The sequence below is a fragment of the Pantoea sp. X-Soil-OKNW-556 genome (genome assembly GCF_059730695.1).
Window position 1 is genome coordinate 4,319,251 of record NZ_AP035990.1, and the last position, 20,991, is coordinate 4,340,241.

Annotated in this window: 21 protein-coding genes; 13 read left to right on the forward strand and 8 right to left on the reverse strand. The window is 54.0% G+C overall.

The genetic code is table 11. The features are described 5' to 3' along the window. Positions 1–261 precede the first annotated feature (261 nt). A complete protein-coding gene (gene metJ / locus AC6I8T_RS20130) occupies positions 262–579 on the forward strand; it encodes a met regulon transcriptional regulator MetJ (protein ID WP_013510984.1) in 318 nt (105 codons plus the stop codon). Between the two features lie 79 nt (positions 580–658). Here metJ and rpmE read toward each other — a convergent pair whose 3' ends face one another. Beyond that, positions 659–874: a 50S ribosomal protein L31 gene (rpmE, locus tag AC6I8T_RS20135; RefSeq protein WP_013510985.1), complete on the reverse strand. Its 216-nt coding sequence runs from the start codon at positions 872–874 to the stop codon at positions 659–661. 226 nt (positions 875–1,100) lie between these two features. Here rpmE and priA point away from each other — a divergent pair, with 226 nt between their 5' ends. From priA to rraA, 6 genes are all read left to right on the forward strand, one after another. Beyond that, a complete protein-coding gene (priA, locus tag AC6I8T_RS20140) occupies positions 1,101–3,299 on the forward strand; it encodes a primosomal protein N' (protein ID WP_497834261.1) in 2,199 nt (732 codons plus the stop codon). Between the two features lie 167 nt (positions 3,300–3,466). Further along, positions 3,467–4,498: a DNA-binding transcriptional regulator CytR gene (gene cytR / locus AC6I8T_RS20145; protein ID WP_208724399.1), complete on the forward strand. Its 1,032-nt coding sequence runs from the start codon at positions 3,467–3,469 to the stop codon at positions 4,496–4,498. 152 nt (positions 4,499–4,650) lie between these two features. Beyond that, complete coding sequence (gene ftsN, locus AC6I8T_RS20150; protein WP_497834262.1) at positions 4,651–5,487, forward strand: cell division protein FtsN; 837 nt, start codon at positions 4,651–4,653, stop codon at positions 5,485–5,487. An 88-nt stretch (positions 5,488–5,575) separates the two neighbouring features. After that, positions 5,576–6,106, forward strand: coding sequence for an ATP-dependent protease subunit HslV (gene hslV, locus AC6I8T_RS20155; RefSeq protein ID WP_071883917.1), 531 nt, complete (start codon positions 5,576–5,578; stop codon positions 6,104–6,106). Between the two features lie 11 nt (positions 6,107–6,117). Further along, positions 6,118–7,449, forward strand: coding sequence for an ATP-dependent protease ATPase subunit HslU (gene hslU, locus AC6I8T_RS20160; RefSeq protein WP_208724401.1), 1,332 nt, complete (start codon positions 6,118–6,120; stop codon positions 7,447–7,449). 150 nt (positions 7,450–7,599) lie between these two features. Then, positions 7,600–8,085 (forward strand): ribonuclease E activity regulator RraA, encoded by a 486-nt coding sequence (gene rraA / locus AC6I8T_RS20165; RefSeq protein ID WP_013510991.1) that lies wholly within the window; start codon positions 7,600–7,602, stop codon positions 8,083–8,085. A gap of 59 nt (positions 8,086–8,144) precedes the next feature. Here rraA and zapB read toward each other — a convergent pair whose 3' ends face one another. After that, positions 8,145–8,384 carry a cell division protein ZapB gene (gene zapB / locus AC6I8T_RS20170; RefSeq protein ID WP_208725598.1) on the reverse strand — a complete coding sequence of 80 codons (240 nt, stop codon included), beginning with the start codon at positions 8,382–8,384 and terminating at the stop codon, positions 8,145–8,147. A 430-nt stretch (positions 8,385–8,814) separates the two neighbouring features. Here zapB and AC6I8T_RS20175 point away from each other — a divergent pair, with 430 nt between their 5' ends. The 3 genes from AC6I8T_RS20175 (at position 8,815) to glpX (ending at position 12,308) form a co-directional block, all read left to right on the forward strand. Further along, the gene (locus AC6I8T_RS20175) at positions 8,815–9,657 is read left to right on the forward strand and encodes an MIP/aquaporin family protein (RefSeq protein ID WP_208724402.1); all 843 of its coding nucleotides are present in this window, start codon (positions 8,815–8,817) and stop codon (positions 9,655–9,657) included. A 30-nt stretch (positions 9,658–9,687) separates the two neighbouring features. Then, positions 9,688–11,202, forward strand: a complete 1,515-nt coding sequence (gene glpK / locus AC6I8T_RS20180) for a glycerol kinase GlpK (RefSeq protein WP_208724403.1) — start codon at positions 9,688–9,690, stop codon at positions 11,200–11,202. Between the two features lie 95 nt (positions 11,203–11,297). Continuing rightward, positions 11,298–12,308, forward strand: a complete 1,011-nt coding sequence (glpX, locus tag AC6I8T_RS20185) for a class II fructose-bisphosphatase (protein ID WP_497834263.1) — start codon at positions 11,298–11,300, stop codon at positions 12,306–12,308. Here the strand turns inward: glpX and emrD are convergent. Next, positions 12,298–13,494 (reverse strand): multidrug efflux MFS transporter EmrD, encoded by a 1,197-nt coding sequence (gene emrD, locus AC6I8T_RS20190; protein WP_208724405.1) that lies wholly within the window; start codon positions 13,492–13,494, stop codon positions 12,298–12,300. The two genes, glpX and emrD, sit on opposite strands and share 11 nt — an antisense overlap. Before the next feature lie 290 nt (positions 13,495–13,784). Between emrD and fpr the strand changes: the two genes are divergently transcribed. The 3 genes from fpr (at position 13,785) to tpiA (ending at position 16,114) form a co-directional block, all read left to right on the forward strand. Further along, positions 13,785–14,531 carry a ferredoxin--NADP(+) reductase gene (fpr, locus tag AC6I8T_RS20195; RefSeq protein ID WP_497834264.1) on the forward strand — a complete coding sequence of 249 codons (747 nt, stop codon included), beginning with the start codon at positions 13,785–13,787 and terminating at the stop codon, positions 14,529–14,531. Positions 14,532–14,635: 104 nt separating this feature from the next. Continuing rightward, positions 14,636–15,226: a YiiQ family protein gene (locus AC6I8T_RS20200; protein ID WP_208724407.1), complete on the forward strand. Its 591-nt coding sequence runs from the start codon at positions 14,636–14,638 to the stop codon at positions 15,224–15,226. A 120-nt stretch (positions 15,227–15,346) separates the two neighbouring features. Next, a complete protein-coding gene (gene tpiA, locus AC6I8T_RS20205; RefSeq protein WP_013510999.1) occupies positions 15,347–16,114 on the forward strand; it encodes a triose-phosphate isomerase in 768 nt (255 codons plus the stop codon). A 41-nt stretch (positions 16,115–16,155) separates the two neighbouring features. On the opposite strand, the gene AC6I8T_RS20210 is transcribed toward tpiA, so the two are convergent. The 5 genes from AC6I8T_RS20210 to cpxP form a co-directional block, all read right to left on the reverse strand. Continuing rightward, a complete protein-coding gene (locus tag AC6I8T_RS20210) occupies positions 16,156–16,911 on the reverse strand; it encodes a CDP-diacylglycerol diphosphatase (protein ID WP_497834265.1) in 756 nt (251 codons plus the stop codon). Positions 16,912–17,040: 129 nt separating this feature from the next. Continuing rightward, on the reverse strand, positions 17,041–18,030 hold the full coding sequence (locus AC6I8T_RS20215) for a sulfate ABC transporter substrate-binding protein (protein ID WP_208724409.1): 990 nt from the start codon (positions 18,028–18,030) through the stop codon (positions 17,041–17,043). A 142-nt stretch (positions 18,031–18,172) separates the two neighbouring features. Next, positions 18,173–19,135: a 6-phosphofructokinase gene (pfkA, locus tag AC6I8T_RS20220; RefSeq protein ID WP_084877898.1), complete on the reverse strand. Its 963-nt coding sequence runs from the start codon at positions 19,133–19,135 to the stop codon at positions 18,173–18,175. Positions 19,136–19,343: 208 nt separating this feature from the next. Further along, positions 19,344–20,246: a CDF family cation-efflux transporter FieF gene (gene fieF, locus AC6I8T_RS20225; protein WP_208724410.1), complete on the reverse strand. Its 903-nt coding sequence runs from the start codon at positions 20,244–20,246 to the stop codon at positions 19,344–19,346. Between the two features lie 178 nt (positions 20,247–20,424). Further along, the gene (gene cpxP, locus AC6I8T_RS20230; RefSeq protein WP_208724411.1) at positions 20,425–20,934 is read right to left on the reverse strand and encodes a cell-envelope stress modulator CpxP; all 510 of its coding nucleotides are present in this window, start codon (positions 20,932–20,934) and stop codon (positions 20,425–20,427) included. Positions 20,935–20,991 lie beyond the last annotated feature (57 nt).

Genomic DNA, 20,991 nt, shown 5'->3' on the forward strand with positions numbered 1-20,991 from the left:
GAAGAGTAAAAAGAAGAGGCAACAGGATAGCATTCCGACAATAGACGTCAATACATCTGGACATCTAAATGTCTTTGCGTATAGATTGAGCAAAGCATCAATACCCGCTAAAATTACGCGTCATCGCCTGGTGTTCAGCGCGCTTTCTCCGGGAAAGTGATGTTTAAGCATAAAACCTGCATTTTCAGGGGTCAGGCACCAAGAAATCGGGCATAATCAACGGATTTCCCCACATTCCACTTTTATTGATTAAGGTAACCCATGGCTGAATGGAACGGCGAATATATCAGCCCTTACGCTGAGCACGGTAAGAAGAGCGAGCAGGTCAAGAAGATCACGGTATCTATCCCGCTGAAAGTGCTGAAAATTCTAACGGATGAGCGCACCCGTCGTCAGGTTAATAACCTGCGTCATGCCACCAACAGTGAACTGCTGTGCGAAGCCTTTTTGCATGCCTTCACCGGCCAACCTCTGCCGGACGACGTAGATCTACGTAAAGAGCGTAGTGATGAGATCCCGGAAGAAGCGAAGAAGATCATGCGTGAGATGGGCATCAATCCCGATACCTGGGAATACTGACGCCAGAAACAAAAAAACCCAGCCGAAGCTGGGTTTTTTCTTGTAGCCGACACCCACAGGCGTCGACGACAAACAAATCTTATTTCTTGCTGGTCGGCAGGCTGAAACGCTTGTTGAAGCGATCAACACGGCCACCGGTGTCAACAACACGCTGCTTACCAGTGTAGAACGGGTGGCATTTGCCGCACACGTCCAGGTTCAGGTTGTGAGCCATAGTAGAGCGAGTATTGATCACGTTACCGCAAGAGCAAGTGATGGTCACTGCTTCGTATTTCGGGTGAATACCTTGTTTCATGGGAGAACCTCATAAAAGGCCGTGTCGCTCTCCGTGCCAGGCTATACCTGCACAGCACCACACGCGGTTGAACAATTAATGTGTAATCTTTGACGAGCGTTTCTCATCAAAGGCGGCGCAGTATACAGAAAATGACCGCTTTTGGCAAATGGCGCGGATGGATATCCGCTCGCCGCGTCAGCGTGTACACTACTTCTCCTTATTACAGAATCGGATAGAGATCGACATGCCCGTTGTTCAGGTTGCCCTGCCCGTTCCGCTGCCTCGCCTGTTTGACTACCTGCTGCCTGCCGATGCACCGCTGCCGGTGACAGGCGTGCGCGTCAGTGTGCCATTCGGCAACCGGAAAATGGTGGGCATTGTGGTCGGCATACGCGAAACCAGCGACCTGTCCCTGACACAACTAAAGCAGATTGATGAATTGCTGGATGACAGCAGCCTCTATTCACCCGCGCTGTGGCGCATTTTGCAGTGGGCAGCGCAGTATTATCACTCCCCGTTGGGCGAAGTGTTGAACCATGCCTTGCCGGTGCTGTTGCGCCAGGGCAAACCGGCGCAGGAAGCCCCGCTGTGGCAATGGGTAATCAATGACGCCGGGCGTGAAGTGGCGCTGGATAGCCTGAAACGCGCCCGCAAACAGCAGCAAGCGCTGGCGGCACTGCGCCAGCAGCCACTCTATCGTCATCAGATTGGCGACCACGATCTCACCGATGCGGCCTTGCAGGCACTACGTGCCAAAGGCTTGTGTGATCTGCGTGAGCACGCTGCGCCATTACACGACTGGCGGGACACGTTTGCCGTTAAAGGAGAGAGGCTGCGGCTTAACACCGATCAGGCCATGGCGGTCGGCGCGATTCGCAGCGAAGACGATCGCTATGCCGCCTGGTTGCTGGCCGGGATCACCGGCTCAGGGAAGACGGAGGTCTACCTGAGCGTGCTGGAAAACGTGCTGGCGCGCGGTAAACAGGCGTTGGTACTGGTGCCGGAAATTGGCCTGACGCCGCAAACCATCGCCCGCTTTCGTGAACGTTTCGATGCGCCGATTGATGTGCTGCACTCGGCGCTGAATGACAGCGAGCGCCTCGCCGTTTGGCTGCGGGCGCGCAGTGGTGAAACCGCGATTGTGATTGGCACACGATCGGCGCTGTTTACGCCGCTGGCACGTCCCGGCGTGATCATTATTGATGAAGAGCACGACAGTTCCTATAAACAGCAGGAAGGCTGGCGTTATCAGGCGCGCGACCTGGCGGTGTTTCGCGCCCATGAGGAAGATATCCCGATTGTAATGGGATCGGCCACGCCCGCGCTGGAAACGCTGCACAACGTGCGCAACGGCAAATATCGTCAGCTCAACCTCACCAAACGCGCCGGTAACGCTAAACCGGCGTTGCAGCAATTGATTGATCTGAAAGGACAACAACTGAAAGGCGGTCTGGCCCCAGCCCTGCTGGGCAAAATGCGTCAGCATTTACAGGCAAATAATCAGGTACTGTTGTTCCTCAACCGCCGCGGCTTCTCACCGGCCCTGATGTGCCACGACTGTGGTTGGCTAGCCGAGTGTCAACGCTGCGATCGCTACTACACGCTGCATCAGCACCATCGTCAGCTGCGTTGCCACCATTGCGACAGTCAACGCCCGTTGCCGCATCAGTGCCCACAATGTGGATCAACCCACTTGATGCCGGTGGGTGTCGGAACCGAGCAGTTAGAACAGCAGCTCGGTACGCTATTTCCCGGCGTGCCGGTGTCCCGCATCGATCGTGATACCACCAGCCGCAAAGGCGCGCTGGAGCAACACCTGGCGGATGTGCATCGCGGTGGCGCACGCATTCTGGTCGGCACGCAGATGCTGGCAAAAGGCCACCATTTCCCGGATGTTACGCTGGTTTCGTTGTTAGATGTTGATGGCGCGCTGTTCTCCGCCGATTTCCGCGCCGCTGAACGTTTCGCACAGCTCTATACTCAGGTTGCAGGCCGCGCGGGCCGTGCAGGTAAACAGGGAGAAGTGCTGTTGCAGACGCACCACCCGGAACATCCGCTGCTGCAAACCCTGTTGCATCGTGGTTATTTTGCCTTTGCCGAGCAGACGCTACTGGAGCGTCAGTCTGTGCATCTACCGCCGTGGACCAGCCATGCGCTATTTCGCGCCGAAGATATGGATAACCAGCAGGCCGCCGAGTTTCTCAATCAGTTACGTAACCTGATCGAGGCCAGCCCGTTGAAAGATCAGGCGCTGTGGCTGATGGGACCCGTTCCGGCGCTGCAACCCAAGCGCAGTGGCCGCTGGCGTTGGCAGCTGTTGCTGCAACACCCATCGCGCAAACGGCTGCAACAGCTGCTGAGTAGCTCGCTGCCACTGCTCTCAACGTTACCCGCCGCCCGCAAAGTCAAATGGACGCTGGATATTGACCCGACTGAGAGCTGAGTCGCGTCATATCTGCGAGGCGGATCGAAAAAAGTCGCACAAGTCACAATTTTTATGCAAATTAAGTAACAACACTGCCCGCGGTTCGGTTAACAATAGTGCCGACCCGACAGATGCCCGCCTTTAGTCAGAAATTCAACGCGCCGTACCGCGTCAGGAGTAAAACGTTGGACCAGAAGCAACCCTCAACCACCGCCACCATGAAAGATGTGGCTGAGAAAGCGGGCGTTTCGACCGCCACGGTTTCTCGTGCGTTGATGAACCCGGAAAAAGTCTCGGCAGCCACCCGACAGAAGGTGGAACAGGCAGTGATTGCCGTCGGGTATGCACCTCACGGTCTGGCGCGCAACGCCAAACGCGGTGAAACACAAACTATCCTCGTCATCGTGCCGGATATCTGTGATCCCTTTTTCAGCGAGATTATCCGTGGCGTAGAAGTGACCGCGGCGCAAGAGGGTTACCTGGTGTTAATTGGCGATTGCGCCCACCAGAACCAGCAGGAAAAAACCTTTCTCAACCTGATGCTGACGCGTCAGATTGATGGCATGGTGCTACTCGGTTCACAACTGCCGTTTGAGGCGGGGGTTGAAGATCAACGTAACCTGCCGCCAATGGTGATGGGTAACGAATTCGCACCTGAAATGGCGCTGCCTACGGTGCATATCGATAACCTGACCGCCGCTTTCGAGGCGGTGAATCACCTGTTGCAACTGGGCCATCGCCAGATTGCCTGCATTACCGGTCCAGAACATGTTCCATTGTGCCAGTACCGTTTACAGGGCTACATCCAGGCGCTGCGGCGCAGTAATCTCCCGGTCGATCCCACGCTGATTGTGCACGGTGATTTTACCTTTGAAGCCGGAGCCACGGCGCTGAAGCAGCTGATGAGTTTGCCTAACCCACCAAAAGCGCTGTTTTGTCATAGCGATTTGATGGCGCTGGGTGCCATGAACCAGGCTCGCAAGCTGGGTATGCGTATCCCTCAGGATCTCTCCGTGGTGGGTTTCGACGACATCGAACTGGCGCAATATTACGATCCCCCGTTAACCACTGTTGCTCAGCCGCGCTTTGATATTGGCCGTGAAGCGATGTTGTTGCTGTTGGATGAGTTACAAGGCAAGCGCGTCAACAATGGTTCACGCTTGCTCGATGCGGAATTACGTGTGCGTGGCAGCACCGCCCCTGTCGCAAAACGTTAAAAATGACTACCTTTACAGCGCATTTTCAGCGGATTCTTAAGGCAGTCTTCGCTGGTCAAAGTTCCAGCCCTTGAGTAACATGGCGCATTCCTTGCCGGGCAATTAACAGCACATTTACAGGCCCGCATTTTTTAAAGGGTATCAGAACGAGAGTGGCACAAAGAGATTACGTAGGCCGCGGGCGTTCAACAGGGACGCGTCGCAAAAAAAGCACAGGCCGCAGCAAGAAAAGTAAGGGCGGTTCTGGCACCTCCAAACTGATGATCGTACTGGCTGCGGCTGTACTGGTCACCTTTGCCGGTGGCTTATGGTTCATCTCCCATCATAAGAAAGAAGAGTCACCGGTTATCCCGGACCATAAAGCAGCCGGTAATGGCTTACCGCCGAAGCCGGAAGAGCGCTGGAAATACATCAAAGAGCTGGAGAATCGTCAGCTCACTGTCCCTACCCCCACTGAACCTTCAGCAGGTGGCGGAATACAATCACAAACGCAGTTGACCGATGAACAACGCCAGCTACTGGAACAGATGCAGGCAGATATGCGTCAGCAGCCAACCCAGTTGAATGAAGTGCCGTGGAATGAACAAACTCCGGCGCAACGTCAACAAACGTTGCAGCGCCAACAACAGTTGCAACGTCAGCAGCAAGCCCAACAGCAACAGCCGGTAACCCGCCAGCAACCCGCTCCGATTACCCGTGAGCCAGAGCCGCAAACCCGGCCACAGGAAACGGTGAAGGCGAAACCCGTCGAGAAAGCGCCGTCACAACGTTGGATGGTGCAGTGTGGTTCATTCAAAGGCACCGAGCAGGCCGAGTCTGCTCGCGCCGCGCTCGCTTTCGAAGGTTTTGAAAGCCGGATCACTACCGGTGGCGGCTGGAATCGCGTGGTCATTGGGCCATTTAAAGATCGCAGCAGCGCTGACAGCACCGTAAAACGCCTGCACAGTTCCGGTCACGGAAACTGTATTCCCCTCGCATTGGGGGGTTGAAACCCTCTCAATTTACCCCATATCAGGTTGCATGATACTCCGCGCCCGGTGCGCGGAGTCCTTTTCTACTGCAACAAGGGGTCTGCCCGTGACAACAATAGTAAGTGTGCGACGCAACGGCCAGGTAGTGATTGGCGGTGATGGCCAGGCTACTCTCGGCAATACCGTAATGAAAGGCAACGTTAAAAAAGTGCGTCGTCTTTACAACGACAAAGTGATTGCCGGTTTCGCTGGCGGCACCGCAGATGCCTTCACCCTCTTCGAACTGTTCGAACGCAAGCTGGAAATGCACCAGGGTCATCTGGTGAAGGCTGCGGTTGAGCTGGCTAAAGACTGGCGTACCGACCGGATGCTACGTCGTCTGGAAGCGCTGCTGGCAGTGGCTGACGAATCGGCTTCACTGATCATCAGCGGCAACGGTGATGTCATCCAACCAGAAAATGATCTGATTGCCATCGGTTCGGGTGGACCTTACGCCCAGGCCGCAGCACGCGCCCTGCTGGAAAATACTGAGTTGGGTGCTAAGGATATCGTGGCGAAAGCGCTCGATATCGCGGGTGATATCTGCATCTACACCAACCATAACGTTAACTTCGAAGAATTACCGTCTAAGGCGTAAGGATCAAAACCATGTCTGAGATGACTCCCCGCGAGATTGTCAGCGAACTGAATCGCTTTATTATCGGCCAGGACGGCGCAAAACGTGCTGTGGCGATTGCGCTGCGTAACCGCTGGCGTCGTATGCAGCTCGACGAAGAGCTGCGTCATGAAGTCACCCCGAAAAACATTCTGATGATCGGCCCGACCGGTGTCGGTAAAACCGAAATTGCCCGTCGCCTGGCTAAACTGGCTCATGCGCCGTTCATCAAAGTGGAAGCCACCAAATTCACCGAAGTTGGCTACGTCGGGAAAGAAGTGGACTCCATCATTCGCGATCTGACTGACGCGGCCGTGAAAATGGTGCGCATTCAGGCGATTGAGAAGAACAAATACCGTGCCGAGGAGATGGCAGAAGAGCGCATTCTCGACGTGCTGATCCCGCCGGCCAAAAATAACTGGGGCCAGCCAGAGCACGCCTCGGAACCTTCAGCCGCACGCCAGGCTTTCCGCAAGAAACTGCGTGAAGGTCAGCTGGACGATAAAGAAATTGAGATCGATCTGGCTGCCGCACCAATGGGTGTGGAGATCATGGCACCGCCGGGTATGGAAGAGATGACCAGCCAGTTGCAATCCATGTTCCAGAACCTGGGTGGTCAGAAGCAGAAGCCGCGTAAGCTGAAAATCAAAGATGCCCTGAAGCTGCTGATTGAAGAAGAAGCCGCCAAACTGGTGAACCCGGAAGAGCTGAAACAGGACGCCATCGAAGCCGTTGAACAACACGGCATCGTGTTTATCGATGAGATCGACAAAATCTGTAAACGCGGCCAGACGTCTGGCCCGGATGTCTCGCGTGAAGGTGTTCAGCGTGACCTGCTGCCACTGGTAGAAGGCTGCACCGTTTCGACCAAACACGGCATGGTGAAAACTGACCATATCCTGTTTATTGCTTCGGGTGCATTCCAGGTGGCCAGTCCGTCGGACCTGATCCCGGAATTACAGGGGCGTCTGCCGATTCGTGTGGAATTGCAGGCACTGACGGTGAATGATTTCGAGCGCATCCTGACTGAACCGAACGCCTCTGTCACCGTACAGTACAAAGCGCTGATGGCGACCGAAGGTGTGAACGTTGATTTCACCGAGGATGGTATCCGTCGTATCGCCGAGGCCGCATGGCAGGTCAACGAAACCACCGAGAATATCGGTGCGCGTCGTCTGCATACCGTGCTGGAGCGTCTGATGGAAGATATCTCCTACGACGCCAGCGATCGTAACGGTGAGTCCATCACCATCGACGCTGAATATGTTGGTAAGCATCTTGACCAACTGGTGGCTGACGAAGACCTTAGCCGCTTTATCCTGTAAGTCATCGCTTCAACGAAGCCCGGCCACTGTGCCGGGCTTTTTTTTGCACAGGATATTGATGTAGCGCTTTTTTTAGCAGGTGATGATTTTGCCAACACTTGCCAGATAGCGATATACTTACCGCTCCTGTGGCAAACAGACGACATCACTATGAAATACGATACATCTGCACTCTGCGACATCTACCATGAAGAAGTGAACGTTGTTGAACCGCTTTTTTCGAACTTTGGTGGACGCACTTCATTCGGTGGCCAGATAACCACAGTGAAATGTTTTGAAGACAACGGCCTGTTGTATGACCTGCTGGAAGAGAATGGCCGGGGTCGAGTCCTGCTGGTCGATGGCGGCGGCTCGGTGCGTCGCGCGCTGGTTGATGCCGAGGTGGCACGCCTGGCAGTACAAAACGAGTGGGAAGGAATTGTGGTGTACGGCTCGGTGCGTCAGGTCGACGAACTGGAAGAGCTGGAACTTGGTATTCAGGCGATTGCAGCCATCCCGGTGGGTGCCGCTGGTGAAGGTATCGGTGAGAGCGATGTGCGCGTCAACTTTGGTGGCGTGACTTTCTTTTCCGGCGATCATCTCTACGCCGACAATACCGGTATGATCCTGTCTGAAGACGCGCTTGATATCGAATAGCATCGGAAACGAAAACGGGTGCCATCAGCACCCGTTGTGATAAGCCGTTCAAAGTACGCTTAGACTTCTTCCATTTTTCCCAGCAGTGCGCGTAAACGCTCCTGCCACACATGCTGTTCTTCTTTCAGCTGCTGATTTTCACGCACCAGCGCATCCTGATTGCCTGAAGATTGCTGTACTTCATTCTTCAGGTGATTGTTCTGCTCTTTCAGCTCTTCGATTTCCATCTGCAACAGGGTGATGGTATCAATCGCCTGCTGTACTTTCGCTTCCAGTTTTTCGAACACTTCAAATGACATCTTTCTGACCTCTCCTAAATCTTGCAAGGCGTTGATGGTGCTGACCAGACGCAACGCGCGCCCGTCCATGACGTGGCCAGCAACGATGTCCCGATTGTATGTAGCGCGCCCCGGCAAGTCCAGCGGCGCAAGGCTTGCGAAGGAAGTCTGTAACACTTTTCAGTTAATGCCTAAAAAAAAGCGCCACAAGGAGCATATTTTCCATCTCGCCGAGAAATTCCTTATTGGCTGTAGGGGAAATAGTGCTTAAAAAACCGCAAAAAACGCGAAAACGCGCATTTTTATGACAGACCACACAGAATTCAATTTCGCTATTTCTCGTTTATGCTCGTTAACGATAAATTTACAGCAGCCCTACAAGAGAGCTGGGTGACTCAACGGATTGAGAACAACAACTGATAAAATTTAACCTCGCTTCAGGAATGCCATTATGAGTCAGACAACGAATACGCTAACAGGTCAGTGCATCGCCGAATTTCTTGGTACCGGTTTGATTATCTTTTTCGGCGCGGGCTGTGTCGCTGCTCTGAAACTTGCCGGAGCCAGCTTCGGTCAATGGGAGATTTGTATTATCTGGGGTTTAGCTGTCTCCATGGCGGTTTATCTGAGTGCTGGGGTTTCAGGCGCTCATCTCAATCCAGCAGTGACCGTAGCGCTTTGCCTGTTCGCCAACTTTGAAGGCCGCAAAGTGCTGCCTTACATTGTGGCGCAGGTTGCCGGTGCGTTCTGTGCGGCGGCGCTGGTCTACGGTCTTTACTACAGTTTGTTTATCGATTTCGAGCAAAGCCATCAGATGGTGCGCGGCAGCGTAGACAGTCTGCAACTGGCAGGGATCTTCTCAACCTATCCCAACCCTCATATCAGTGTAGGTCAGGCATTCCTGGTTGAGATGGTTATTACCGCCGTGCTGATGGCGGTCATCATGGCGCTGACCGATGACGGTAACGGTGTGCCGCGTGGCCCAATGGCCCCGCTGCTGATTGGTCTGTTGGTTGCTGTGATTGGTGGTTCAATGGGTCCGCTCACTGGCTTCGCCCTGAACCCGGCGCGTGATTTCGGCCCGAAAGTTTTCGCATGGCTGGCAGGCTGGGGTAGCGTCGCCTTCACCGGTGGCAAAGATATTCCTTACTTCCTGGTTCCGATTTTTGGCCCGCTGGTCGGTGCCTGTCTCGGTGCCTTTGGTTACCGCGCTCTGATTGCACGACACCTGCCGAGCGTAGCAACCAGCAAGTCAGAAAGTCCGGTTGCGCATGCTGAGCAGCGTAAAGCCTAAGTTTCACATTTAGATCATCAGGAAAATCATATGACTACGACAGATAAAAAATACATCGTCGCGCTCGACCAGGGCACAACCAGTTCACGCGCCGTGATACTGGACCACGACGCGAACATCGTCGCCGTCTCTCAGCGCGAATTCACTCAGATCTACCCGAAAGCGGGTTGGGTTGAGCATGATCCGATGGATATTTGGGCATCACAAAGTTCAACCCTGGTTGAAGTGCTGGCTCACGCTAACATCCGTTCGGACGAAATCGCCGCCATTGGTATTACCAACCAACGTGAAACCGCCATCGTTTGGGATAAAGCCACCGGCAACCCGGTTTACAACGCCATCGTGTGGCAGGATCCGCGTACTGCGGATTACTGTAATAAATTGAAGAAAGAGGGTCTGGAAGAGTATATCCAGCACACCACCGGTCTGGTGATTAACCCCTACTTCTCCGGCACCAAAGTGAAGTGGATTCTCGATAACGTTGAAGGTGCGCGTGAGCGTGCAAAACGTGGCGAGTTGCTGTTCGGTACGGTGGATACCTGGCTGGTATGGAAAATGACCCAGGGCCGTGTGCACATCACCGACCACACCAACGCCTCTCGTACCATGATGTACAACATTCACAAACTGGAGTGGGATGAGCGTATGCTCGAAATCCTCGACATTCCGCGTGAAATGTTGCCAGAAGTAAAAGGTTCATCTGAAATCTACGGCCAGACCAACATTGGTGGTAAAGGCGGTACGCGTATTCCAATCGCAGGTATTGCGGGTGACCAACAGGCAGCGTTGTACGGCCAACTGTGCGTTCAACCGGGTATGGCGAAAAACACCTACGGCACCGGTTGCTTTATGTTGATGAACACCGGCACTGAAGCGGTAACCTCGACCCACGGTTTGTTGACCACCATCGCCTGTGGCCCGCGTGGTGAAGTGAACTATGCGCTGGAAGGTGCGGTGTTTATCGGTGGTGCGGCGATTCAGTGGCTGCGTGACGAGATGAAGCTGTTCAGCGATGCCGCTGACTCCGAATATTTCGCGCAGAAAGTCAAAGACAGCAACGGCGTATATATGGTGCCCGCCTTTACCGGCCTCGGTGCTCCGTATTGGGACCCGTATGCTCGCGGTGCCATTTTCGGTCTGACCCGTGGTGTTAACGGTAACCACATTATTCGCGCCACCCTGGAGTCGATTGCCTTCCAGACGCGTGATGTGCTGGAAGCGATGCAGAACGACGCTAACACCCGCCTGCAATCTTTGCGCGTGGATGGTGGTGCCGTTGCCAACAACTTCCTGATGCAGTTCCAGGCCGATATCCTTGGCACCCGTGTGGAGCGTCCGGAAGTGCGTGAAGTCACCGCGTTGGGTGCAGCGTATCTGGCCGGTCTGGCGGTCGGTTTCTGGAATGACCTGGAAGAAGTGCGTTCCAAAGCCGTCATTGAACGTGAATTCCGTCCGAGCATTGAAACCACCGAGCGTAATTTCCGTTACGCTGGCTGGAAGAAAGCCGTGGCTCGCTCTCAGGCCTGGGAAGAACAGGACGAGTAATGCCCCTTCGACCCGCGGCTCCCTGCCGCGGGTTTTTCCCGCCGCTTTTCCCCGCTGTGCTACACTGCCCGCCTGTTTTTTGTCAGGTGCAGACCATGAAACGAGAACTCGCGATTGAATTTTCCCGCGTTACCGAAGCCGCCGCGCTGGCGGGCTATCACTGGTTAGGACGCGGCGACAAGAATGCTGCCGACGGCGCTGCTGTCAACGCCATGCGTATTATGCTGAACACCATCAATATCGACGGCCAGATTGTGATCGGTGAAGGCGAAATCGATGAAGCGCCTATGCTGTACATCGGCGAAAAAGTCGGAACCGGCCAGGGTGATGCCGTCGATATCGCCGTCGATCCGATTGAAGGTACGCGTATGACAGCACTGGGCCAGGCCAATGCGCTGGCAGTGCTGGCAGTGGGTGATAAAGGCAGCTTCCTGCATGCACCTGATATGTACATGGAAAAATTGATTGTCGGACCGGGCGCACAAGGCGCTATCGATCTCAATCTACCGCTGGAAACTAACCTGAAGAATATCGCCGCAGCGCTGGGCAAAGCGCTCAGTCAGCTAACGGTGTCGATTCTGGCGAAACCGCGCCACGATGCGGTGATTGCGCAGTTGCAGCAACTCGGTGTACGTGTGTTTACTTTCCCGGATGGCGATGTCGCAGCATCGATTCTGACCTGTATGCCCGACAGCGAAGTCGATGTCATGTATGGCATTGGCGGTGCGCCGGAAGGTGTGGTATCCGCCGCGGTGATCCGTGCACTGGATGGCGATATGCAGGCGCGTTTGCTGCCGCGCCATCAGGTCAAAGGTGACAGCGAGGAGAATCGCCGCCTTGGTGAGCAGGAATTGCAACGCTGTGCCGTGATGGGCATTGAAGCGGGTAAAGTGCTGACCCTGGAACAAATGGCGCGTAACGATAACGTGATTTTTGCCGCCACCGGCATCACTACCGGCGACTTACTTAAAGGCATTACCCGTAAAGGTAACATCGCCACCAGCGAAACCCTGCTGATTCGCGGTAAATCCCGTACCATTCGCCGCATCCAGTCGATCCATTATCTGGACCGTAAAGACGCGGCGCTGCATCCGTTTATCCTGTAACCGTCTGCTTGCCGCTCTCGGGATGGCGTGAGAGCGGCCACCAACACAGTAACATCACCAGCGCTGTAACGAACATCAGCATGCCGAGGCTGAACTGATCGCGCTGCGGCATCAACGCTGACAGCCACGCCACCAGACCGGAACCGAGGTTCTGTAAACCGCCAATTAGCGCACCGGCGCTGCCAGCCAGCCACGCATACGGCTCCATCGCGCCGGAAGTTGCCAGCGGAAACAGCATCCCTGCGCCGAAGAAAAACAGCGCCGCAGGCACCAGCAACGTCCAGATGTTCATCACGCCAAACCAGGACGGCACCCACATCATCAAGCCTGCCAGCAGGCAACTGTTTACGCCATACCACATCAGCATGTGCCAGGATTTCTGCTCGCGCCCGGCAAACCAGGCACCAAAGAAAGCCGCCGGGATCGGCAGAATAAACAGGATACTGACCGTCAAACCATCCAGACCGAGCACACCCCCCAGCAGCACGCCACAACTGGCTTCAAATACCGCGATACCCGCCAGCGCGCCAATCAGCAGCAGCAGATAACGGACGAAGTTACCATCACTGAGCAGGGTGGCGTAGCGCCGCATAAAAGGTGTCACCGCCGTTTCGGTCGGTCGGGTTTCCGGTAACCAGCGCGCCATCGCCAGCGTCACGCCAACGCACAACAACAGCAGGAAAGCGAAACAGGCATGCCAGCCAAATAATTTGGTCAGCAGCGCCCCGATCACCGGGGCCAGCAGCGGACTGACCAGAATTCCCATGTTCAGTAAGCTATTGGCCTGCCGTAACGCCACACCGGCATACAAATCGCGCGGCATGGTACGCGCCATCACACCGGCCACGCCGGTACCCAATCCCTGAATCGCGCTGCCCAACACCAGGATATGCAGCGAGGGAGCGAACAATGCGATCAACGCGCCCGCAGCAAAGATCGTCATCCCGGCAAGGATCACTGGTCGCCGCCCGATGCTATCTGACAGCGGACCATAGATCAGTTGCGATCCACCATAGGTCATTAAGTAGCCCGCCATCACCTGCTGCATCGCGCCACTGTGCACGCTGAGCGCATCCGCCATGATTGCCATGGCGGGTACATAGATGGTTTGCGCCATCTGTCCGACAGCGACCAGCACAATCAGCATCAACAGCAGCAGGCGGTTTTCCGTTTTAGATATCAACATGGAACAAAATGTCTGCCTGATAAACAAAGTAAAGACAGCAGTAAAAAAGGCTGGCTGTCATGAATGGCGGCAAAAATATCAGGATTCGATGACAAAGCGAGGGTTGAGTACAAAGCCGTTGCCCGATCATCGTCAAGCTGCGACACCAGCTTGTAAAGCGTCCGCTACAGTTGAAGCTGAGTGCGCTGCATTTGTCGCTGAGAGCCATTTACCCCCGTAGAGACTGGAAATCTTCCCGGCTGCTGACGAAGATAGTGACATGCCTGAAAAATCAACAATAAGGAGTGAGCATGGCAGAGTGGGTCAATGCTGAAGTACAAGAGGTGAAAAACTGGACCGATGCCCTGTTCAGCCTGCGCGTGCGGGCGCCGATCGATCCTTTTATTGCCGGGCAATTTGCCAAACTGGCGCTGGAAATCGACGGTGAACGCATGCAGCGCGCCTATTCTTACGTCAATGCACCGCAGGACCCGCTGCTGGAGTTCTATCTGGTGACGGTACCAGAAGGCAAACTCAGCCCAAGGCTCCAGGCACTGCGTCCCGGTGATCAGCTGATGGTGACCAAAGAAGCCTCCGGTTTTTTTGTGCTGGATGAGATCCCCGATTGTCAGACGCTGTGGATGCTGGCAACCGGCACCGCGATCGGTCCCTATCTGTCGATTCTGCAACAAGGGGACGGACTGGAACGTTTTGAGAATATCGTGCTGGTGCATGCGGCTCGCTTTGCCGCCGATCTCAGTTTTCTGCCCCTGATGCAGCAATTGCAGCAACGTTATCAGGGCAAATTACGCATTGAGACGGTGGTCAGCCGTGAACAGATTGCAGGTTCGCTGCACGGACGGGTCCCTCAGCTGATCGAAAGTGGGGAACTGGAGCGGTCGGTCGGGTTATCGATGGATGCCGAGAGCAGTCACATCATGTTGTGCGGCAATCCGCAAATGGTACGCGACACCCAACAATTGCTGAAAGACAGCCGCGATATGCGTAAACATTTCAAACGTAAACCCGGGCATATGAGCAGCGAACACTACTGGTAAGATTCGCCACGAATAATGACAGTTTTTTACCGGCGTGGGTTTTGACTTTCGCCGGTAAAAACCGTTCTAATCGTGGGCTACGTTATTGGGTTAGGACCGAAGCAATGAAGAATTTGCCAGGCGCGTTGCTGCTCAGCCTCGCACTGACATTTCCCGTCTGGGCAGAAGACGCACCACCACAGGATCGCAGCGATCATCTGCCTGCTGCCCCCTATTTGCTCCCTGGTGCACCCACCTTTGATATGACCATTGCGCAGTTCCGTGAAAAGTACAATGCCGCCAATCCTGACTTGCAGTTGCTGGAGTATCGCGCTATCGACAGTCGCGATGACAAAAGCAATCTGACGCGTGCTGCCAGCAAAATCAACGAAACGCTGTACGCCTCCACGGCCCTGGAGCAAGGCACCGGGAAGATCAAAACCCTGCAAATTACCTGGCTCCCGCTACCCGGTCCCGACGAGAAGAATGCCCAGGAAAAGGCGATGGCCTACATGACTGCCCTGCTACGCTTTTTCTCTCCCGGCTTATCAGCGGAAGATGGACGCAAAAAACTCGATTCGCTGCTCAGTGCAGGCAAAGGTTCACGCTATTTTGCCCGTAATGAAGGTGCGTTGCGTTTTGTCGTTGCCGACAATGGCGACAAAGGTCTGACCTTCGCCGTCGAGCCGATAAAACTGGCACTCGCCACCCCCTGATCACCCCGGCAAAAATGACGAAAAGCAAAGCCAGCAGCATATTTGATCTCTATACTGTCTGGCAGACATCGCTGCCACTGAGCAGCGCTATTTCATGAATCGCGTTATGCGGAGGAAAGAATGCGACATCCACTGGTTATGGGTAACTGGAAACTGAACGGCAGCAAGCACATGACGGAAGAGCTGATCGCAGGTTTGCGTAAAGAGCTGTCAGGTGTTGAGGGTTGCGGCGTGGCAATTGCGCCACCGGCACTCTACCTTGGCCAGGCGAAACATGCCATTTCCGGTAGCCACATTGCGCTGGGTGCTCAGAACGTGGACGTCAACCTGTCTGGTGCTTTCACCGGCGAAACTTCAGCTGACATGCTGAAGGATATCGGTGCTAAATACATCATCATCGGCCACTCTGAGCGTCGTACTTATCACAAAGAAAGCGATGAATTTATCGCGAAGAAATTCGCTGTGCTGAAAGCCGCAGGTCTGGTACCGGTGCTGTGCATTGGTGAAACTGACGCAGAGAATGAAGCAGGCAAAACAGAAGAAGTCTGCGCACGTCAGATCGATGCAGTGCTGGAAACTCAGGGTGCGGAAGCCTTCCAGGGTGCCGTGATTGCCTACGAACCAGTATGGGCGATTGGTACCGGCAAGTCAGCCACTCCGGCGCAGGCGCAGGCGGTACACAAATTTATTCGTGACCATATTGCGAAGAAAGATGCCGCAGTTGCTGCTCAGGTTATCATTCAGTACGGCGGTTCTGTAAACGATAAAAATGCCGCAGAGCTGTTTACTCAGCCGGACATCGATGGTGCGCTGGTTGGTGGTGCATCGCTGAAAGCTGACGCCTTTGCCGTGATCGTCAAAGCCGCAGCGGCAGCGAAAAACGCCTGAGTATTCTGATATCTGACGAGGCGGCTGATGAGCCGCCTTTTTTATTGCAGAATCTGGCAGCGATGATCCTGCAATTCCTCTGCCGAGCCGCTATTTAATCGGGTCCAGTTACGTTCAATTGCCATCAACGCCAGACGACCATCCGGTAACGCAGCCAGCGCCATGCCGTATTTACCCATCTCCGAACGGGCGTCAGGGACTTCCGTTGCCAGACGAATAAAAACACTCTGCTGTGCCAGTTGCGTAGCTGTCAGGGTACGGATCTGATAACGGTGGTTTTGCAGCACTTCACTTTGCCATTGCTCGTTAAGCTGTGGAGCCAGCAAATCCAGCCGCTGACGCACATCTGGTCGCAAGCAAGAAATATGAATATGTAGCTGATTTTGCGTGCGGCCATATTGCGAATTAATCGCCAGCGATAGCGCGCTATCCTCAATAGGTTTACCACGGCGCTGTGCCAGCAATACCCGCTCACCCCAGGCATCCGCAAACAGATTTGGCGTGTTCGGGTTCAACAACAGTGGGCTTTCCATTCCGGTGATTTTTTCGATTGGCATCAGCAGATATTGCAAAGGGCCATTGAGATCTTTCAGCGTAACGTAACCTTTTGCCACATCCACCCGCTGACAGGGTGCGGGGTTGCCTTTTTGCGTCATGCCTGGCAGGCACTTCTCGCTGATGATTTTCCACAAGGCATTAGAATCTTTCTGGAAGTGTCCGGCGGCCAGCAATAAACCGGCAACCACAACGGCAAGCAGTAAGATAATCAGACTCAGGGCACGGCGGCTTCCCTGCATGGCTCGATCCTCTGTTCATCATCTGCCTGCATCCTCGCCTGTCGCGTGACGAATGTCACGGACTTTCACCACGCCAGAAAAGCAAAACGGCCAGCTTACGCTGACCGTTATAAGACGATGGCAAAACGATTACGGTTTCATAATCTGATCGTAAGTACCGCCATCGGAGAAGTGGGTTTTCTGTGCTTTATCCCAGCCACCGAATTTGCTGTCGATAGTAAACAGTTTTACCGGCGCGAAGGTGCTGGCAAATTTCTTCGCCACCGCTTCATCGCGTGGACGGTAGAAGTTTTCCGCAGCGATGGTCTGTCCTTCCGGCGAGTAGAGATATTTCAGGTACTCTTCAGCGACTTTGCGTGTGCCCTGCTCGTCTACCACTTTATCCACCACCGACACCGTGGGTTCTGCGAGGATCGATTCGCTCGGGGTGATGATTTCAAACTTATCTTTACCCAGCTTGTTAACCGCCAGATAAGCTTCGTTTTCCCAGGCGATCAGCACGTCACCAATGCCACGTTCTACAAAGGTGTTGGTCGCGCCTCGCGCACCGGAATCCTGCACTTCAACGTTCTTGAACAGCGCTTTGACATACGCCTGAGCTTTAGCCTGATCGCCGTTGTTCTGATCTAATGCCCAGCCCCAGGCCGCGAGATAGTTCCAGCGCGCGCCACCGGAGGTTTTCGGGTTTGGTGTAATCACCGAGACACCCGGTTTGATTAAATCGCCCCAGTCGTGGATCCCTTTCGGGTTCCCTTTGCGCACCAGGAAGACAATGGTAGAGGTGTAAGGTGCAGAGTTATCTGGCAGGCGTTTGATCCAGTTCTTATCAATACGGCCTCGCTCGGCAATGGCATCAACGTCGGACTGCAACGCCAGCGTCACCACGTCAGCACGGATTCCGTTAATGACCGAGGTGGCCTGTTTGCCAGACCCTCCGTGTGACTGGCGGATCACCACGTTGTCGCCGGTTTCCTGTTTGTAATGTGCGCTAAACGCTTTGTTGTACTGTTCATACAGTTCACGCGTCGGATCGTAAGACACGTTTAACAGCTGAATATCCTTTGCCAGAACACTGGTAGAAGCCAGTAACAGGGTGACACCAATACTCCACTTGTTCATTGCTTGCTCTCCGAAGTCGTTATAGAACAAGACTGACACAAACTAATCCACGGATTAAAGAATTAAAAATAAGCTGTTATAACCGAGGGGAATATAAGCAGAGATAAAAAAGGCGCGTTCAATAACGCGCCTGATTTTTTGATTAGTAGAGTTTTTTCGCGGTATCCAGCCAGTCACGTTTAAACGGACGCTTCATGTTTTCAATCGCGTCAATGATGTCATGATGCACCATCTTCTCGTTCTGGATGCCGACACAGCGGCCACCGTAGCCCTGCAACAGCAGCTCGATAGAGTAAGCCCCCATACGCGACGCCAGGATGCGGTCATAAGCGCAAGGCGCGCCGCCACGCTGAATGTGGCCCAGTACGGTCGCACGCGTTTCGCGTTTGGTTTCCGCTTCAATGTAATGCGCCAAATCGTCGATATCACAGATATGTTCAGTGATCGCCACGATGGCATGTTTTTTACCTTTGGCGATACCGGCTTTGATTTCGGCAACCAGTTCTTCACGGGTATACGGAATTTCTGGCAGCACGATGAACTCACAACCGCCAGCAATTGCCGCCGCCAGCGTCAGGTCACCACAGTAGCGGCCCATCACTTCTACGATCGAAATGCGTTGATGTGAAGAAGAGGTGTCGCGCAGACGGTCAATCGCTTCAACGACGGTTTCCAACGCGGTGAAATAACCGATGGTGTAGTCAGTACCGGCCACATCGTTATCAATGGTGCCCGGCAAGCCAATGCACGGGAAACCCATTTCTGTCAGGCGCTTAGCACCCATGTAAGAACCGTCACCGCCAATCACCACCAGCGCATCAATCCCGCGCTTTTTCATATTTTCGATGGCAACCTGACGGACTTCTTCGTTACGGAATTCCGGGAAACGCGCAGAGCCGAGGAAGGTACCACCACGGTTGATCATGTCGGAGACACTGTAGCGATCAAGGTTGATCATCCGGTCTTCATAGAGTCCCAGATAGCCGTCGTAGATACCAAAAACTTCAAGTCCTTCACTCAGCGCGGAACGTACGACTCCGCGAATGGCTGCGTTCATGCCTGGGGCGTCGCCGCCGCTGGTCAGTACTCCGATTTTTTTGATCATGACAACCTCTGGATTGTTCAAAGCTAGGGATTATTCTCGCCAGTGCCTCTGCGCTAACCAGCTCGCGATCGCACGGCCTTATAGTTGTGAGATAGTATATCAAAGGCTGAATGCTGAATTGATTCAGGTCAGACAAGTTTTCGCTATTTTTTTACAAAGTTGTTAGCGTTACGTCATTTTTATAACGTAACGGCATGATTGTTAAGTATTAAAACTGGAAAAAGCCTTGTTGATTTTCTGGCACTACCGAACAAGGGTCCTGGTGGATAATCACATCTGAACCGGGAAACTTGTCGCGTATCGCCCGCTCAATCTGATCGGCGACCTTATGTGCCTGAACCAGCGGCAGGTGATCATCCATCTCCAGATGCAGCTGGATAAAGCGCGTTGGACCGGACTGACGGGTGCGCAGATCATGTGCGCCACGTACGCCGGGCCAGTTGGCAATCACACCGATGATCGCCTGACGTTCTTCTTCTGGTAAAGCGCGATCCAGTAACGACTGCACCGCCTCATAGCCCATGCGCAACGCGTTATAAAGGATATATATGCCAATCCCCAGCGCAAACAACGCATCAGCCCGCGCAAAACCATAGCTGGCTAACCCCAGAGCCATCAGAATCGCACCGTTCATAATCACATCAGACTGGTAATGCAACATATCTGCGCGAATCGCCTGGCTACGGGTATGTCTTACTACCCAGCGTTGAAAAGTGACCAGCACCAACGTAGAACCGAGCGCAATCAACGTAACCACAATACCCACCAACGGCGCATGCAGGGTTTCGGGTGAGGCCAGATGCTGGATACCGGTCAGAAACAGGAACAATGCCGAACCCGAAATAAACATGCTTTGCGCCAGCGCGGCCAGTGATTCGGCTTTACCGTGACCAAAAGTATGGTCCTCATCAGCAGGTTGCAGTGAATAACGCACCACCAGCAAATTGGTGAGTGACGCGGCGATATCTACCAGTGAATCGACCAGGCCCGCCAGCACGCTGACCGAACCGGTGTACCACCAGGCAAAAATTTTCACCACGAGTAACGATATTGCCATCACCGTGGCAGCCAGTGCTGCACGCTTCACCAGTTTTGCGTAAGAGTTTTCCATACCAATGCCTCACGGACGCCCGCGTCATCTCTGAATGGCACAAGTTTATCATTTGCGGGTTAACGCTGCCTGAATTGGCCGTTTATTAGGGAGCTTAATCAGCAGATAAAAAAAACCCCGCCATCATGGCGGGGAAGACAGGGATGGTGTCTATGGCAAGGAAAACAGGGATACTATGTTACTGGTTACTGCTGGTACTACTCACTGCTTGCAGCGGTGATGATGGCTGCAATTCTGCGAGCCGGCGCATTTCATTAAGACGCCGCTCATAATTCTTCTGCACTGTCGCTTGCTGGGCAGGCGTTAGCAGGTGGTACATCTGGTTACGAACCCGAGCCATCACAATGTTTTGCTCTACCTGGGCTTGGGCAATTTTTTCTGCCTGCAAGCGGATGGCCGATTCGTTAAATTTGTCTGCAATGACAAGGTCATGCATGGCCTCTATATCCTGAAAGCTGACAGCAGGACGCTCCAGTCGCGCTTGTTGCATCAGGTCTCGCATTTGTTGCCGTTGCTGTTCAGTCAATTCAATGCCATCAAACATGTGGCTTTGCGGATTTTGCGTCATACTGCCTGTCGTCAATCCGCCATTTTGATGCATCTCGTCAATCGTCGTCTCCGCAGCTCCTGCGCTGACGTAACTGAGAACCATCGCTGAGGCAATGACGACGGCGGTTAAGTTGCGCATCGTTACCCCCAGTTCGTTCCGTTTTGCGATTCAACGAGGGCTAGTGTACGGCGATAG